Source organism: Pontibacter diazotrophicus, from assembly GCF_003367245.1.
Classification (GTDB): Bacteria; Bacteroidota; Bacteroidia; order Cytophagales; family Hymenobacteraceae; genus Pontibacter; species Pontibacter diazotrophicus.
In genome coordinates this window covers 1-16,614 of the sequence record NZ_QRGR01000016.1, presented here as the reverse complement: position 1 = coordinate 16,614, position 16,614 = coordinate 1, and the positions used below count along the sequence as shown (strand labels likewise).

General features: G+C 47.9%; 11 protein-coding genes. 9 read left to right on the top strand and 2 right to left on the bottom strand.

Features of this window, described 5'->3' with window-relative positions; translation table 11 throughout:
* Positions 1 to 355 precede the first annotated feature (355 nt).
* The gene (locus tag DXT99_RS15185) at positions 356 to 694 is read left to right on the top strand and encodes an STAS domain-containing protein (protein ID WP_181885144.1); all 339 of its coding nucleotides are present in this window, start codon (positions 356 to 358) and stop codon (positions 692 to 694) included.
* Positions 695 to 991: 297 nt separating this feature from the next.
* Here the strand turns inward: DXT99_RS15185 and DXT99_RS15180 are convergent, their stop codons facing one another.
* On the bottom strand, positions 992 to 4,366 hold the full coding sequence (locus tag DXT99_RS15180) for a S41 family peptidase (protein ID WP_115566430.1): 3,375 nt from the start codon (positions 4,364 to 4,366) through the stop codon (positions 992 to 994).
* Positions 4,367 to 4,466: 100 nt separating this feature from the next.
* Positions 4,467 to 5,792, bottom strand: coding sequence for an MFS transporter (locus DXT99_RS15175; RefSeq protein ID WP_246000747.1), 1,326 nt, complete (start codon positions 5,790 to 5,792; stop codon positions 4,467 to 4,469).
* A gap of 284 nt (positions 5,793 to 6,076) precedes the next feature.
* Between DXT99_RS15175 and DXT99_RS15170 the strand changes: the two genes are divergently transcribed.
* From DXT99_RS15170 to DXT99_RS15135, 8 genes are all read left to right on the top strand, one after another.
* Positions 6,077 to 6,406, top strand: a complete 330-nt coding sequence (locus DXT99_RS15170; RefSeq protein WP_115566429.1) for a hypothetical protein — start codon at positions 6,077 to 6,079, stop codon at positions 6,404 to 6,406.
* Positions 6,407 to 6,756: 350 nt separating this feature from the next.
* Complete coding sequence (locus DXT99_RS15165; RefSeq protein WP_115566428.1) at positions 6,757 to 8,211, top strand: alanine/glycine:cation symporter family protein; 1,455 nt, start codon at positions 6,757 to 6,759, stop codon at positions 8,209 to 8,211.
* 434 nt (positions 8,212 to 8,645) lie between these two features.
* On the top strand, positions 8,646 to 11,075 hold the full coding sequence (locus DXT99_RS15160) for a TonB-dependent receptor domain-containing protein (RefSeq protein ID WP_115566427.1): 2,430 nt from the start codon (positions 8,646 to 8,648) through the stop codon (positions 11,073 to 11,075).
* Positions 11,076 to 11,184: 109 nt separating this feature from the next.
* On the top strand, positions 11,185 to 11,637 hold the full coding sequence (msrB, locus tag DXT99_RS15155) for a peptide-methionine (R)-S-oxide reductase MsrB (RefSeq protein ID WP_115566426.1): 453 nt from the start codon (positions 11,185 to 11,187) through the stop codon (positions 11,635 to 11,637).
* Positions 11,638 to 11,839: 202 nt separating this feature from the next.
* On the top strand, positions 11,840 to 12,130 hold the full coding sequence (locus DXT99_RS15150) for an isoamylase early set domain-containing protein (protein ID WP_115566425.1): 291 nt from the start codon (positions 11,840 to 11,842) through the stop codon (positions 12,128 to 12,130).
* A 715-nt stretch (positions 12,131 to 12,845) separates the two neighbouring features.
* Positions 12,846 to 15,284 carry a TonB-dependent receptor domain-containing protein gene (locus DXT99_RS15145; protein WP_115566424.1) on the top strand — a complete coding sequence of 813 codons (2,439 nt, stop codon included), beginning with the start codon at positions 12,846 to 12,848 and terminating at the stop codon, positions 15,282 to 15,284.
* 149 nt (positions 15,285 to 15,433) lie between these two features.
* Positions 15,434 to 16,297, top strand: a complete 864-nt coding sequence (locus DXT99_RS15140) for an SDR family NAD(P)-dependent oxidoreductase (RefSeq protein ID WP_115566423.1) — start codon at positions 15,434 to 15,436, stop codon at positions 16,295 to 16,297.
* 79 nt (positions 16,298 to 16,376) lie between these two features.
* A partial coding sequence (locus DXT99_RS15135; RefSeq protein WP_147294234.1) for a helix-turn-helix domain-containing protein occupies positions 16,377 to 16,614 on the top strand: 238 nt, incomplete at its 3' end.

Sequence of the window (16,614 nt, the reverse complement as noted above, 5' to 3'; positions counted from 1 at the left end):
TTGCCACTGTTAGGTAAGCTCAAATAACTGAATATTATCACTTAGCACCCCCTTTTTAGCATCCTATTTTATCACCAGGTATTGGCGTTTATGCGTACAAGTACTAAAGGAGTTGTGCTTAAAAACGTGATATAAACACTCCTATAGCGCATACACTGCCAAACCAAGCCCACTATTGGCTATATTAACAAAAAGTTAAGTATTTACAACAAAAGAGATTACGTATTTCCGCTGCCTGTGAGAAAAATTTGTAGCCGTACCTTTATCAAAAGTAAACCCCTCCTTTTAAAGAGGGATTTGTAAACATAACCTAAACAAACAAACGGAGAAAATAATGGCAGTTTTTGTACAGCATATGAAGTACTGCAGCCTGGTGATGGCAAAGGGATGTGTAAATACAGAAGATTGTACTATGTTGGAGCAGGTAATGCGGTGCGCTGCCTTATCAAAAAATAAAACTGTATGGGTGGACTGCGAGTCCATTTCTTCACTCCCAACACAGTCGCTGCGCATGCTCCTGTCTCTATGTAGTAAAGCGGAATCCAGTGGCGTTGAACTGCTCTTCTACCAGTTTAATCCTAAAATCCACAGGGTAATAGAAAAGGCAGGCCTAAACAGCGTACTGAACATTCTACCAACCATGGCTGATGCTTATGCTTACTGCAGAAAGAAAGGACCTTCTAAAACAAAATAGCTGTTAATCAAAAACAAAAGCCTCCTGTACTGCCAGATGAATTACTTCTGCCAGTACAGGAGGTTTTCTGTTTCCCATACATATACTGTTTCTAATGAGCCGTACTTTTCCGGCTTCCAATTAACTTTTCGCCTCCGTATGCTTCACAAAGGAAGATGAAACTGAGCAGCACGGCTGCAATAGAACAGAAAAGCGGTGCAGAGAGACCTCCACACCGCTTTAATTTGTTACTATGAATTACATTTTATTTAACTTGCGAAGCAAAATGCAGCGCCTCATCAACAATAGCTCCTGCTTCTATTGGTTTGGCTGTTCAGCTTCTTTCTCCCAACCTTCCGGACGGTGCCATCTGTTCGGGGCGGCAGGCTCTGGCTTTAATATCACCTCCTGCGTTTTAAGAAGCTCCATTGCTTCTGCCACAGCACGCTCTAACTGCGGGTCTCTGCCAGCAATCACATCTGCGGGTTTGTTCATTACTTCAATGTCCGGCGCAACACCTTCGCCTTCCACAGCCCACTCGCCATTGGCATCTACAAAACCGCCACGGGGAGCTACCATGCGGCCACCATCAATGAAAGGAGGCGTGTCCCAGGTACCTACCAGGCCACCCCAGGTGCGGGTTCCCACAATAGGACCAATCTCCATCTTACGGAACAGGTAAGGCAGTAAATCGCCGCCGGAGCCAGCCATTTCGTTTACAATCATCACTTTTGGCCCCCAGATACCAGACATCGGCGTGGTGAACGGACGATGCTCCCCAACTTTGCTGTTGAAGTAACCATGCAGTTCCCTACCCATAATGTCGACCATGTAATCGGCTGCAGAACCTCCTCCGTTGTTACGCTCATCAATAACAGCTCCTTTTTTGTCCTGCTGGCCAAAGTAATACCTGTTAAAGTAGGTATAGCCGCCCTGCCCGGTGTTTGGAACATACACATAGGCCAGTTTGCCACCGGATAACTCGTCTACCTTTCTGCGGTTACCTTCAATCCAGGCCATGCGCCGCAGACCGTTCTCATTCGCGATGGGCACAACTGTTACTAAGCGGGAGCCTTCCCTGGTTGGCTTGCTGTTGATGCGAAGCACGGTCTGCCGATCTGCGGTGGCCTCGAAAAACTTATATATGTTCTCCGGTGCCTTTACTTCCACACCATTCACCTCCAGGATATAATCTCCTTTGTTTATATTCAATCCGGGGGCACGCAGCGGAGCACGCAGATCCGGGTTCCAGGCTTCGCCGTTATAGATGTTGCTGATGCGGTAGTAGCCTTTGTCTACCTCATAATCTGCACCCAGTAAACCGATCGGCACGCGTTTCACATCCGGGAAATCACCCCCCGAGGTATAGGAATGGCCTACAGACACTTCACCACCCAGGATATCGATCATGTAGTGCAACTCTGAACGGTGGCGCACGTGCTCCAGCCATGGGCTGTACCACTCGTAGAGTTTATCCCAAGGTGCCCCGTGCACATTGTCCACGTAGAGGAAGTCGCGTTGATACCGCCAGCCCTCCCGGAAAATCTGCTTCCATTCGGCCTCTGGCTCCACTTTCACTTTTATATCTGCCACCTTCAGTTTCCCGTCACCCGCCTTTGGCGCACTACCCGTGGCGCTCACAATACTCCAGTTACTTCCGCTGCGGTACAGCAGGCTTTTGCGGTCGAAGGATACAGCAGCATCATTCACCTTGGTCAGGTACTCTGTAGATTTGGCATCCTTCAGGCTGTAACGGTGCAGGTTGTCTCCCTGCTGGTTCTGGATGGCTTCAAGGTAAAACACCTGTTCTTCCGGCCCTGGCAGGAGCCCGGTGTAGTTGCGTTCGGGTATATCTACCGGGATAATGCGCTGGCTCAGCCCTTCCATATCAATCTTCACCTGCACGGCAGGTTTCACCACCTTTTCTTCGCCCTTTTGGCCGCTCTTGGTTCTGACTTCTTTTTCCTTTTTCTTAGAATTTCCATCCTGCAACTCCTGGTCCTCCTCGTCTTCTTCGTTATTTTGAGCCAGTTCTTCATCGCTGCGCGGCAGCAAAGGAGACGGCGTGTCTTTGGAAAGCACGATCATGTAGAGGCTTCTTGTTACCGGATGGTCATAGCTGCTCATGTCCAGCCAGCCGGTATTCAGACCAAAGTTGGTGCTGGCCAGAAAGTACAGGTATTTGCCACTTTCATCCCAGACCGGGGAAAGGGCATCGGCCATTTTATCCGTTAGCTGCAGCGTCTGGTTTGTCTCTACGTTGTGCACCTTTACCGCCTTAAACTGGTTTTCCAGCAGGCGCGTGTAAGCAATCCATTTGCTGTCCGGAGACCAGACCGGGTTTAGGGTTCTGTCGGGGTGGGCGTAGCCTTCGGTGTCGGCTTTATTTATTTTGCCATTGGCTACTTCCACATACCAGAGGTTATAGTCTGTGTCTGTGAAGGCTATGTATTTGTTGTTAGGAGACCACTCCGGGCGGAAGAAAAAGGTAGGATTCGGAATGGCGATGCTGCGCGGCTTGGTCAGCCCTTCCTGGTCCCCTATCATCAGTTGATATTCGCCGGTGGCATCGGAGAACCAGGCAATCTTTTTACCATCCGGTGACCAGGTCGGGTAACGGTCGGCGGCGCCCGGTGTTCGGGTGATGTTACGCCAATCTCCCTCCTCCTTCGGCACAGTAAACACTTCTCCGCGCGACTCAAACAATGCCCGCTTGCCACCAGGGCTCAGGGAAGCATGCGTCAACTGCGTAGGAGACACATCGGCCCAGCGCGGGCGTGCCCAGTCAAAGTCGCCTCTTACCTCTATCGTTAGCTGCTTTGTCTCGTTTGTTTTTGGGTTCAGCAGGTGCAGGTAGCCACCCTGCTCATACACCAACATGCCGGCACCAGCATCCAGGTTCTTCGTATCGAACTGCTTGTGAAACGTGTGCTGCTTCACCTCTTCCGTTTGCGGGTTATAAGACCAGATGTTGTTGGCATAGTCTCTTTCAGATAGGAAGTACACGATGCCGTCCATCCAGACCGGGCTTGTGTGCCGCTCCTTATTTGCCTGCGGTGTTTGCTTTAGGGAATAGTCTTTCAGGTCAACAATCCAGATAGGCTGAGCCTGCCCTCCCCTGTAGTTGCGCCATTCGGGGTCCCAGAAAGAGATAGGCTGATAAGCGGCAAACAGACCATCTTCTGACAACTCTCCATTAGCTGCCTGAGGGATTTTCAGCGCCTGCGGCATCCCCTGATCGACCGAAACCTGGTAAAATCTGGCGTTTGCCGTAGGATGACCATGCCTTGCCGAAATAAAAAGCACGGATTTGCCATCGGGTGTCCAGCCGGTTACATCGTCGCTGCCCGGGTGCCAGGTAAGTCTTTTGGGCTGGCCGCCCTCTACCGGAATCAGGTATACATCTGTGTTACCATCATATTGGCCGGTAAAGGCAATCCATTTACCATCGGGTGAGAAATGAGGATTGGTTTCAGCTCCCTCGTTGGAAGTAAGCCTGCGGGCGTAGCCAAGGTCGGCACTGCCCCCTTTGCGGTCAGCTATCCATAAGTCATTGGCATATACAAAGGCAACATGGCCTTCGCTGACAGTAGGCTGCCGCAGCAGGCGGGTACCCTGTGCCTGTACCGTTGCTGGCAGCGAAAACAAGGCGCTTCCCAGCAGGGTAACCTGTAAAAGCTTTTTAAGTATCATGTGTTATAATTTAGAACAGAATCTAAATATATAACAAGATAGCTTAAAAAGCATGTTTCAGCGGCAGTCCCTGTTGTTTAGGTGTTTGGGGTTAACAGCCTTAAGCCAGCTGCTCATCCACATCATCCACAATCAAGGTCAGGAAGCCACCCAGTATCATAGAACACCCTCCCAGCACCAGCGCAAAGATTGCCTCTCCTCCAAACAGCTCATCGGTCATAAATCCAAGAATAGCTCCGGCTATAATCTGAGGAATCACAATAAAGAAGTTGAACACTCCCATGAAGTATCCCATCCGGTTGGCTGGCAAGGCCCCCGCCAGTATAGCGTAGGGCATAGACAGGATGCTGGCCCAGGCTATGCCCACGCCCACCATAGATACCAGCAGCATCATCGGGTTCTCTATAAAGTAGATGGATATCAGGCCCAGCCCTCCCAGCACAAGGCAAATCAGGTGAGTGAGCTTACGGCTTGTAGCTTTGGCAAGGTAAGGCAGCAGCAGGGCGAATATGGCAGATACGCCATTGTAAACGGCAAAACAAACACCTACCCAATCGGCTCCTTCGTTATAAAGGAAGGAAGTTGTATCAGAAGTCCCATACACGTGGCTGGTCAGGGCTTTGGTGGTGTAAATCCACATAGAGAACAGGGCAAACCAGGTAAAGAACTGCACAACCGCCAGCTGCAGCATCGTTTTTGGCATGTTAAAAATACCCATTACTGTTTCCCTGACACCATCGCTGAAGCTGGTGTTCTTTTTCTCAGCCTCAAACGCCTCCATATCTTCAGGCGGATACTCTTTGGTTTTGAACACCGTCCACAGCACAGCAGACAGGAAAACAACGCCTCCTACGTAGAAAGACCACTTCACGGAAGAAGGAATCATGCCCTCAGGGGCAGTATTGGGAACACCAATCCAGTTAGTGAATATGTAGGGAAGCAATGAGGCCACTACGGCACCAATACCTATGAAAAAGGTTTGCATGGCAAAGCCCATGGTTCGCTGGCTCGAAGGCAGCAAATCGCCTACAAGCGCACGAAAAGGCTCCATCGAAACATTGATGGACGTATCCAGAATCCAGAGCATGCCCACCGCCATCCAGAGCACAGAAGCATTCGGCATCACAAACAAAGCGGCTGAAGCCAGAATGGCACCAATCAGGAAGAACGGCCGGCGCCGGCCTAGCACCGGATGCCAGGTGCGGTCACTGAGATAACCTATGATTGGCTGCACCACTAATCCGGTAACAGGTGCCGCCAGCCAGTAAAGGGCGATTTCGGTTCCACCAAGTGTTTCAAAAATCCGGCTGACGTTGGCGTTCTGGAGCGCAAAGCCAAACTGAATCCCTAAAAACCCGAAACTCATGTTCCAGATTTGCCAGAAGCTGAGCCTCTTTTTCTCCGCGGCCTGAACCGTTTGTGTCATATATGTTTTCCTATGAAGTGAAGGTGGTTTATATAGGCCTTTTACTTTAATTAAGCTATCATCCGTTACAGGCAATGCGTTGCCTAAGCAGGTGCTCACTCGAAATCAGACATTTAAAATTGCAAAAAGTTTCCATCAGCACATAATTTAGTTTAGGAGCCTTGCAGGTAAGAAATGTATACATGTGGTGCTATGTTCGTGCCTTCTTTTTCCATCATAAAACAGGTACTCTATAATTCTTACACCCCTATCATTTCCCATGTCCATCTCTTACCTTAGCAGGTATGGAAATACAGGGAAAATGGACAAGAGACGAAGAGGGCTTCATGGAGTTTGAAACCCCGGAACTGCAGCGCCACTATGAGGCCATAACAGACAAATACCACCAGGTGTACAACCGCTATGCAGCAGAACTTGATGATGATGAAGCTTATTATAAAGCGCTGGAAGATGGATACGAAATGGTGACAGACTACAAGACCATTGATGGGAACCAGGAATTTGCTACTACTTACATCACGCCAGCTTATGTGGCAGATGTCTGGTACGAGACAGATGAATTCACCCAGAAAAGAGTCTATGACAGGGGCTTTATCAGAATCAGCAGCAAGTAGAGCTTATACCTCCCCTGAATGCTTCCATACATGCTCTCCACTTGACTCACTGTTGACGGGAACATCAGCCGCTACGCGCAAGGCATGGCGTGAAGCAATTTAGCACATCAAGTATTTACTAGTTCAATTTATATTTGTACCTGTCTAACAAATTGAAAGTCATACCAAAGGAATCAGAACACTCTTGCTGCATCAGTCTCTCATGCAGGTAACATTCTGCTATATAGAAAGGCCTTTTGGTGAGATTATGATAAAAATTTCTTTACTTTAGGCTGAGAAAGACAATTTCACCTACAAATACAGGGCATGTAACAGTCTCAGACTGCTACATGCCCTGCCGAAAAAACCACATGGAGAACATCATTAACTCAATCAACGACATTGTCTGGAGCAATGCCCTTATCATACTTTGCCTTGGTGCGGGAATCTACTTTTCAATAGTCACCCGCTTTTTGCAGGTCCGTTACCTGCGGGAAATGCTTCGACTGCTTTTTAATGGGCAATCGTCTGAAAAAGGCGTAAGTTCCTTCCAGGCTTTCTCTATCGCTATTGCCGGCCGGGTTGGAACAGGTAACATAGCCGGTGTGGCAACAGCCATTGCCATGGGCGGTCCGGGAGCCGTGTTCTGGATGTGGGTGATTGCCTTTCTGGGAAGCTCTTCTGCTTTTATTGAGGCAACACTGGGGCAGATATACAAGCAGGTAAAAGACGGACAATACCGTGGTGGTCCCGCTTACTATATTGAAAAAGGCCTGGGTGTGAAATGGTATGCCGTTGTTTTTGCCGTAGCCACCATCATCAGTATGGCTATGTTTTTACCGGGCGTGCAAAGCAACAGCATCGCTTCCAGTATAAAAACGGCCTTCGATATACCTGTGGCTGTAACCGGGGCTGCTGTCACAGCCTTGCTAGCGCTTATTATTTTCGGCGGAGTAAAGCGTATCGGAAAGGTAGCAGAAATTGCTGTTCCGTTTATGGCGGGCGCTTATATCCTGATGACCGTGATTATCATCGCCATGAATATCACAGAGGTGCCTGCAGTCATCAGCCTTATTTTCCGGTCTGCTTTCGACATTGAACCTGCCTTTGCCGGTGTGTTTGGTATGGCTATTTCCTGGGGAGTTAAAAGAGGCATTTATTCAAACGAGGCTGGACAGGGAACAGCACCGCACGCTGCAGCTGCAGCCGAGGTAAGCCACCCGGCAAAGCAAGGGCTGGTGCAGGCGTTTTCGGTTTACGTGGATACGCTGTTTGTCTGTACTGCCACCGCCTTTATGATACTTTTCACAGGACAGTATAATGTCGTCAATCCGGAGGGAGGCTTTATAGTAGAAAACCTGCCAGGAGTGGCTTTTGGGCCGGAGTATACGCAGCAGGCGGTGAACACCTACTTCCCTTCGCTCGGCAGTGGCTTTGTGGCGATTTCCCTGTTACTTTTTGCCTTCACTACCATCATGGCTTATTATTACATAGCAGAAACTAACCTGACGTACCTGAATGCCAAGGGTAGCAAATGGCTGCTGTGGATGTTGCGGGCCCTTATTCTGGCGGCCACCTTCTACGGCTCTATCAAAACAGCTGAATCGGCCTGGGTATTAGGCGACATTGGCGTGGGCATTATGGCATGGCTGAACGTGGTGGCCATTATTTTATTAAGAAAACCAGCGCTTCGTGCACTCAAAGATTACCAGGCCCAGCGCAAAGCTGGCCTTGATCCTGTTTTCAGTGCAAAGAAGCTCGATATCAAAAATGCAGAAGAATGGGATAAGCCGGAACAGGTACAAAAGGAAGCTGTTGCGAGTTAGGTAAAGAGAACGCATTTTAAGCCTGGCCTGCCATACCGCATAGCCAGATTCTTAGGAGGTCGTTGAAAAGGAGATAGCTAAGGCTGTCTCCTTTTCAACGACCTCTTTTTATGTTACCCCTTTTCTCAGCCTGGTAGGTATAAGCTGGTGTTTTCTAACTATATGGGTAAAAGTTAAATGAATGTTAAAATTTTTCAAGTAAAGCAACCATTTATTAAATTCCTGCATCTTTCATTCTAATAAGCTGTTACTGGTCCCTTATATATCAACAGGCACATGCAATGAACTAGTTATGAAACAAACAAAGCCCTGCATTTGCTTCACTTTTCGACATCTTCCTTTTACGCCGCCAACACAACAACCCTCAGTGACTACCCTTCTATAAAAAGTCAAAGCACGATCATAACCATTCTAATCACTATCAATCCTAAACTATGAAAAATGTCTTTACCTTATTACTGCTACTACTATGCGCTGGCAGTGCAATGGCCCAGTCCGCTAATCCAGGAAAACTGAGTGGCACCATGACGGATTCTCTGACCTCACAACCGGTTCCGTACGCGAACGCAGTACTCAAAAGCGGGGAAAAACTAATCAGCGGTGCCGCCGCAGATGATAAGGGAACATTTGAACTTTCTAACCTGCCACTGGGAGATTTTACACTGGTACTGACATACATCGGGTACAAAACCAAAACCATACCCGTGAAGCTTACCGCCGCTCAACCCACTTTAACTTTAGGTACCATACAGTTGGGCACTGACAGTAAAATGCTCGCAGCAGTGGAAGTAACCGGCATGAAAGCTTTAGTAGAAGACAAAGGCGACCGCCTGGTATACAATGCCGAAAAAGATGCCTCCAACGCAGGTGGTACCGCTGCAGATGTGCTGCGCAAAGTTCCGACATTGAACGTAGACCTGGACGGTAATGTGCAGATGCGGGGAAACAGCAATATCAGGGTGCTGATAAATGGCAAACCATCGGCTATGATGGCACGCAACTTGGCCGACGCCTTGCGGCAAATGCCCGCCAACGTGATCAAATCCATTGAAGTGATTACGAGCCCCGGAGCGAAGTATGATGCGGAAGGTTCGGCCGGCGTGATCAACATCATCACCAAGAAAGGACTGCAGGGACTAAACGGTTCTACGAACGCTACCCTGGGCAACTTTAACCGGGGACTTGGTACCAGCCTGAACTACAGGAAAAACAAAATCGGCATATCACTATCGGCCAATGGGTACCAGTACCGGAATGTATGGGAGAACAACCTGGTGCGAACTACACTTGTAGACAGGGTACCGGTTAGCATCTTAACACAACAAGACAACGGTGATAATACCGGTACAGGCGGTTATGGCGAGATGAGTATTGACTATGATCCCGACTCTACAAGCCGCATCAACTTTTCAGCCAATGTGTGGGGAGGTAACTTCCCGAACAACAGCACCGTGAGGAATCGGCTGACGGATGCAGGAGGAAATGAATTGCTGGCCTTCCGGAACGAACGTGACTTCCGGAACCCTTATGGCAATGGCCAGCTTGACTTAGGCTATACCAAGACCTTTAAGAAACCGGAGCAGGAGTTTTCGCTGCTCACGCAGTTCAGCCGGATGCCGGACAATTATTTCTATGATACTGAAACCTACTCTGGTGCCGATGAAATCACTTTCAGGCAGCACAGCGCCAATTATAGCCGAAACAAAGAATATACTGTGCAAACCGACTATGTTCACCCTTTGGAAATACTCAGCCGCCGCGATACCACCAGCATAAAGCTGGAAGTTGGTGTGAAGGCTATTCTGCGCGATATTGGCAGCGAGTTCCGCGTAGAGCAGTCCCTGGACGGCAACAGCCCCCTGGTTCCTGACCCGGCCCAGTCAAATGATTTTGATTACATGCAGCGGGTTTACTCGGGCTATGCCTCTATGCGCCTGAACAATAAGCGCAAATGGGGCCTGAACGCAGGCGTGCGGCTCGAACAAACAGACATTGAGGGAGATTTCATCACAACCAAAACCAAACTATCGAACCAGTATACGAACCTGATTCCGAGCATCACTCTTTCGAAAGGCTTTAAAAACCAGACCTATAAGCTGAGCTATACACAGCGGATCCAGCGCCCGCTCATCTGGTACCTGAACCCCTGGGTAAATGCCAGCGACACGCTAAATCTTAGTACAGGTAATCCTTACCTGGACCCTGAGCTGAACCATGCGGTTGAACTGGCCCATAACCTGAATACTGACAAAGGCCTTTCAGTAAACACAGCGCTGTACTGGCGCTATACCGACAATGCGATTGAATACCTCTCCACAGTGAATGCATATGGCGTATCGCTCAGTATGCCACAGAACATTGCAAAGCGAAAGAACTATGGTGTAAATGTAAACGTGTCTGGCCAACTGTTAAAAAACTGGAACCTGAACAGCGGTGCAGACCTGCGTTATGTGGACCTGAGCAGCCCCGGCCTGAATATGCAAAATGATGGATTTGTCCTGAATTTTAATATGAACAGCACCTATAAGTTGCCTAAGAACTATTCGCTGCAAGCCTTCGGCAGTGTTGGTACCGGCTGGATTAGTTTGCAAGGTACCAGCACCGGCTACTACTGGCATGGTGTTTCTGCCAAGAAAGAGTTCTGGGATAACAAAGCCAGCGTAACTTTGGCCGTAAACAATCCTTTAACCCGTGGTATTACCCAAACATCAGAACGTTCCGGTCCTAATTTTGAGTCAGAAGCGCGCTCCTTCTACGTGAACCGCTCTGCAAGACTATCATTTGAGTGGCGATTTGGGCAAATGAGCGAAGGTGGCGGCAGGAGAAGCAAAAAGATAAGCAACGACGATAAGGCCGGGCGATAAGAACTTTTCTTTCAGGTACGATTCAGAGAGTTAGACCACCCACTTGGTTTCAGTATGAAAACTATTCCTGCGCTCCCACGTTTTGTAGAAAATTCAGCAATAACGCATCATGCTACGATGGATAGACGTCATAAAATTTGCCAAATACAGCAATCCTGAGCCCAATAGAAGAGTAGAGAAAACAGAGGAAGAATGGCAGCAGCAGCTTACGCCGGAGCAGTATCAGGTAGCAAGGCAAAAGGGAACGGAACGGCCTTACAAAAATGCCTATTGCCGCAACTACGAACCAGGAGTTTACGCCTGTATTGGCTGTGGAAGCCTCTTATTCGATTCAAATGAAAAGTACCATGCCATTTCCGGGTGGCCCAGCTTTACACAGCCCATAACCAAAGGCGCCATAAAGTACGCATTTGACAACAGCCATGGGATGAATAGAATGGAGGTGATGTGCAATGTATGTGACTGTCATCTGGGCCATGTCTTTCATGACGGTCCGGAGCCAACGGGATTGAGGTATTGCATCAATTCGGTGAGTTTGCAGAAGCTGGATAAGACATCATGAGCAGGTTCACAAAAATTTAATAATAACAGAGGCTTCTAGCATTAGCAAGCTCAGCTACACTTAGTCATTCATTTACAATTTACCATTACAAGTAAGGGAAGTACTGATTTATAGACAATTGACTTTTTATCATTTATTGGGTTACCTATTTTTATTATTCGCATTAAAGCATATATTTGGTTTCCCATATAAAATTTAAAAGATGATACAGAAGACATACCTTAAAACAAAAGGCCTTTGCAAGGTCAAATTCACGGTAACCCCTGAGAATGCCGAAATGGTAGAAATCTTAGGTTTGAATAATGACTGGGAAAACCCGGCGGTCATGAGCAAGAAAAAAGGAGGCACTTTCACCTATGATGCTTCCCTTCCAAAAAATACCCAGCATGAATTCAGATATCGGGTGAACCAGAGTGAGTGGATGAATGAGCCTGAGGCAGACGAACAGAAGCCCAACGAATTCGGTAGCAGTAACAGCGTCATTGTTCTTTAAGAAGCTTTTTGTTTTAGAAATAACTGGATAAAAACTTCTACTTCTGAACAGCTGCCTAAGTAATTTTCAGGATTTAAGTAGCTTTTAATATTTTTCAAACCAATGGAGGCTCTCCGTCTTGAGGTTCCTCCATTGGTTTATCTCTTTGTGCAAATACAAAGGCATGTATTCTTTTGCTCTAAAAAACCAGCAGCCTCAACTAAAATGTTGCTAAGGGGCACACCTAGGTAGTACGCAAATGAATATGTAACTATCTAAAAGATGAGTATGTCCTGCGTATAAGTACCATCCTCCCGTGTCAGCATTAATAAGGCTGGTAATGCAGCTTGCAGCAATAGTAGCCATCTATACTGAGATTCCTCCCCTACCTGCATGCGCGCCGTTAGCGAATACAGTCTTGTCGCAGAACGTGATAGTTAGTTCTATTTTCACTTTTCAACAGTAAAAGCATACCCGCTGCACCATTGATGTTTAGCCAATACTGAAGCAATTTACACTTCAGATTGGGAAGAGTATGTCAGCGTCTGTTGCGGTTCAGCCTCTTTACAATCCTCCCCTTCATAACCCCTCCTCACCTACTTGCCATCAGCGTTGGTAGAATAAAAACAGCTATTCGTCTAAAAGTCACAAAACAAAACTAACAGTACCTTGCTATACAAAGTACTATGTACCATCTTTGTGACATCAATACAACAACGCGAAACAAAATAAACCTATGAAAAATCTCTTCACATTACTCTCCATGCTACTACTCTTCTGTAGTAGCCCTCTTCTTGCCCAGTCAGATGGCACTTTGTCCGGCACCGTATTAGACGAAAAAGAGCAGCCTGTTGGTTTTGTAAATGTAGCTGTACTGGATGCCTCCACCGCCAAAGTAGTAACAGGCGCCATTGCCGACATGGAAGGCCGTTTCCAGATTAATACTCCGGCTGCCGGTAAATACCAGCTCAAAATAAGTGCACTGGGTTATGCAGAGACACAAACGGAACCTTTTGAAGTGACGGGCACAGGATTTTCCAAAGACTTTGGTAAACTTCAGGTAAAAAGTGATGCTCAGACGCTGACCGAAGTGCAGGTGCAAACTATGCGCCCTACCGTAACAACACATCCGGATAAAATGGTGGTGAGCGTGGAAGGCACCGCTATGGCAAGCGGCAGCACCGCCTACGAAGTGCTGGCCCAGTCTCCGGGGGTATGGATAGACCAGGACGGTAACCTGCAGCTGAACGGCAAGGCAGGTGTGCAGGTGATGCTGAACGGCAAGCGCTCCTTTTTATCAGGAAAAGAACTCCAGAACCTGCTGCAAGGCATGAGCGCCGAGAACATCAAAGACCTGGAGCTTATTACAAATCCTTCTTCTAAATATGATGCAGAAGGTGCATCAGGCATTATTAACATTAACCTGAAAAAACCCCAGCAGGCAGCTATGAACGGCAGTGTTTACGGCGGCTACCAGTACAACAACCTGAGCTCTTATACTGCCGGTACTGAACTGAGCCATAAAAGCGGTAAGTGGAATTCATTCGGAAGCCTGGATTTTGCCAAAAGCATGCGCTACCGCGACGCGAAAATGGACCGTGTATTCATGAGCGAGGATGGCAGCAAAAGCACTTTCGACCAGACAGGCTATGAAGAGGTAGCGCGTCTGCAGCCTTCCCTGCGTATAGGCACTGATTATGACCTAAACGCGCAGCACAGTATCGGGGCTATGGCAAACCTAAACTTTAACAGTACCGAAAATCTCTTCCGGACAGACTCTTACCTACGGAACGCCAATGCAGCAGACGACCTGTTCATTCATTCTCTCAACAGCTCCGATGAGACCTACGGAAACGGAACATTAAACCTGCACTACCTCGGCAAACTAGACACCCTTGGCACTACCCTCTCCGCCGACCTGGATTATGTACACATCACCAGCCGGGACGATGCTTCGTTCCGAAACAACTACATGCCCCTGAGCACTCCAACAGAGCAAACGCTGGAGCTGTTATTGAGCGAGAACCCTACCAGCTACGACATCTACTCCGCCAAAGTGGACTTTGCAAAATTGTTAGGCAAAACGACAAAGCTGGAGTTAGGTGCAAAGGCCAGCCACGTAACCTCCAACAATGAATTGCGCTTCTACGAAACATCAGACGGAAGGCAGGTTCCGGACCCTAACCGCAGCAACCACTTTATCTATAAAGAAGACATCTACGCGGCTTATGCTAATGTGTCGGCCTCGTTGGGCAAGAAATGGACGGTACAGGGTGGTCTGCGGGCAGAGCAAACGGAGTCAAGCGGCAACTCACTCACAAAAAACCAGAAAACAGACCGCAGTTATTTAGACCTGTTCCCGAGCCTGTTTGTGCAGCAAAAAGTAAGCGACAACTACCAGATTGGCTATAAGTACAGCCGCCGCATTAATAGACCTAATTATCAGCACCTGAACCCGTTCATCTTTTTCCTGGACCCTTTCACCTCGGCACAAGGCAACCCTGAACTGAAGCCGCAGTACGTGAATTCTTATGAGGTAACACAGACCCTGAAGCAGACTTATAACCTTGTTCTGGGATATGCTGAAACGCAGAACTTTATAGCAGAAGTGCCAACCCAGAACCCGGAAGACAATACGACCGTGTTTAAGCAGCAAAATGTAAAGAACCTGAAGAGCGCAACAGCTACACTGGTGGTTCCGGTGCGTGTCTCAAACAAATGGGAATTCAGCAACAACCTTATGACCATGTACCGGGAGTTCACAAACTTAAATGGTGACCAGATCATTGTGAATGACAAGGTAACGGTGATTGCACAGACAAACCACAACGTGATGCTACCCTACGGCCTGCGCCTCGAAATAAATGGCGGCTACCAAAGCCCGGCAGTATACGGCCTCTACAGCATAGAAGACCAGATGTGGGTAGATGCCGGCCTGAAGCGCGACTTCCTGAACGACAAACTAACCATGACCCTGAACGTGACAGACATTTTCAAAGGCCGGGTAATGAACGTGGAAGCAAACCTGAATGGCAACATCAACGCCATAGAGCAATACCATGGCGCGCGTAGCGTACGCCTTAACCTGCGCTACCGCTTCAACAAAGGCACTGCTTTCCAGTCTAAGAAGCGTAATGTAAACCTGGATGAACTGAACAGAACAGGCGGGAATTAACAAGCGCTATTTACAAATAAAGCTAGCTCCTAAAGGATTTCGCCAGTCAGATTTTAAAATTTGCCTGGCGAAAGCCTTTAATTTAAAAAACCAACTCAATTGATTCTGTGTATCAAATACTATAGTAAAGAATTAAAACAGAATAAGATATGGATTTTAAAAACAAAATAGCAATAGTAACAGGTGGTGCAACGGGCATAGGCGAGGCCGTTGCTAAAAAACTTGCTTCCCAGGGGGCTACAGTAGTAGTGGTAGGCTTAGCAGATGACCCGGTAGCCGAAGTGGTGAAAGAAATACAGGAAGATTACGGCACTGAGGCTTTTGGACTGACCAAAAATATAGGGCACAAGAATGAAGCGGAAGAAACTATAAAGGCTACTATTGAAAAATATGGCAAGCTTGATATTCTTATTTCCAATGCGGGCATTATGCCGGAGTTTAATCCGGTAGCTGATTTTTCAGATGAAAAGTTTGATTTCCTTCTGGAAGCCAACATCCGTAGTATGTTTTATATTACGCGGGCTGCTATTCCTGAACTCAGAAAGACACAAGGTTGTATTGTTGCATCAGGTTCAGTAGCCGGTCTGAAGGGCTTGCCGGAATCAGCTTCCTATGCTGGCTCCAAAGCCTGGATTCACGGGTTTATGAAATCACTGGCAGTAGAGGAAGGCCCTAATGGTGTTCGGGTAAATGTGGTATGCCCAGGGCCTATCAACACGGAGATGACACAAGCGGAGGTAGGTGCTGTTCCTGAAGACGCAGAAACCATGATGCGCACGACGACTGTCTTTGGCCGCCGTGGTACAACAGAGGAAGCGGCAAACTTCTATGCTTTCCTGGCATCTGATGAAGCCTCTTTTATAACAGGAGGTTTACATGTTGTAGACGGGGCAAACCTGTTGCTAAGTGGTCCGACAGGAAAACAAGCCAAAGAAAACCTAAAGCAGTATCCTAAAGTTAAACTGAATCTGAAACACGAAGTGGAACCAGAAAGAACCTATGGTGTTTCTTGATCCTATACCTTTCAATGTACAGAGGTAATACCAAATAGTCTAAAGAACCTTCCATAGCTGTTTTCTGTTTTTTTTTTGTATGGGAAGAGCAGTTAAGACATACATCAGAGAAAGCGCAGGGGATTTGCTGAGGCGTGGCAGAAAAGAGTCTCACCCGCTGGCGCAGGCAAGGCTGCGGGCCTTCTACCTTTACAGGAGCGGGCAGGCAGTGGAGTACGGGCAGATAGCCAGAGAAGTGGGCTACGAGCGGCACGCGGTCGGGCAGTGGTTCCGGTGCTACAGGGAAAAGGGGCTGGAGGCCTGCCTGCGCGTGGACC

Coding starts and splice junctions, on each gene's coding strand:
- DXT99_RS15185 (WP_181885144.1), top strand. CDS start 356: ATGAAGTACTGCAGCCTGGTGATGGCAAAGGGATGTGTAAATACAGAA.
- DXT99_RS15180 (WP_115566430.1), bottom strand. CDS start 4,366: ATGATACTTAAAAAGCTTTTACAGGTTACCCTGCTGGGAAGCGCCTTG.
- DXT99_RS15175 (WP_246000747.1), bottom strand. CDS start 5,792: ATGACACAAACGGTTCAGGCCGCGGAGAAAAAGAGGCTCAGCTTCTGG.
- DXT99_RS15170 (WP_115566429.1), top strand. CDS start 6,077: ATGGAAATACAGGGAAAATGGACAAGAGACGAAGAGGGCTTCATGGAG.
- DXT99_RS15165 (WP_115566428.1), top strand. CDS start 6,757: ATGGAGAACATCATTAACTCAATCAACGACATTGTCTGGAGCAATGCC.
- DXT99_RS15160 (WP_115566427.1), top strand. CDS start 8,646: ATGAAAAATGTCTTTACCTTATTACTGCTACTACTATGCGCTGGCAGT.
- msrB (WP_115566426.1), top strand. CDS start 11,185: ATGCTACGATGGATAGACGTCATAAAATTTGCCAAATACAGCAATCCT.
- DXT99_RS15150 (WP_115566425.1), top strand. CDS start 11,840: ATGATACAGAAGACATACCTTAAAACAAAAGGCCTTTGCAAGGTCAAA.
- DXT99_RS15145 (WP_115566424.1), top strand. CDS start 12,846: ATGAAAAATCTCTTCACATTACTCTCCATGCTACTACTCTTCTGTAGT.
- DXT99_RS15140 (WP_115566423.1), top strand. CDS start 15,434: ATGGATTTTAAAAACAAAATAGCAATAGTAACAGGTGGTGCAACGGGC.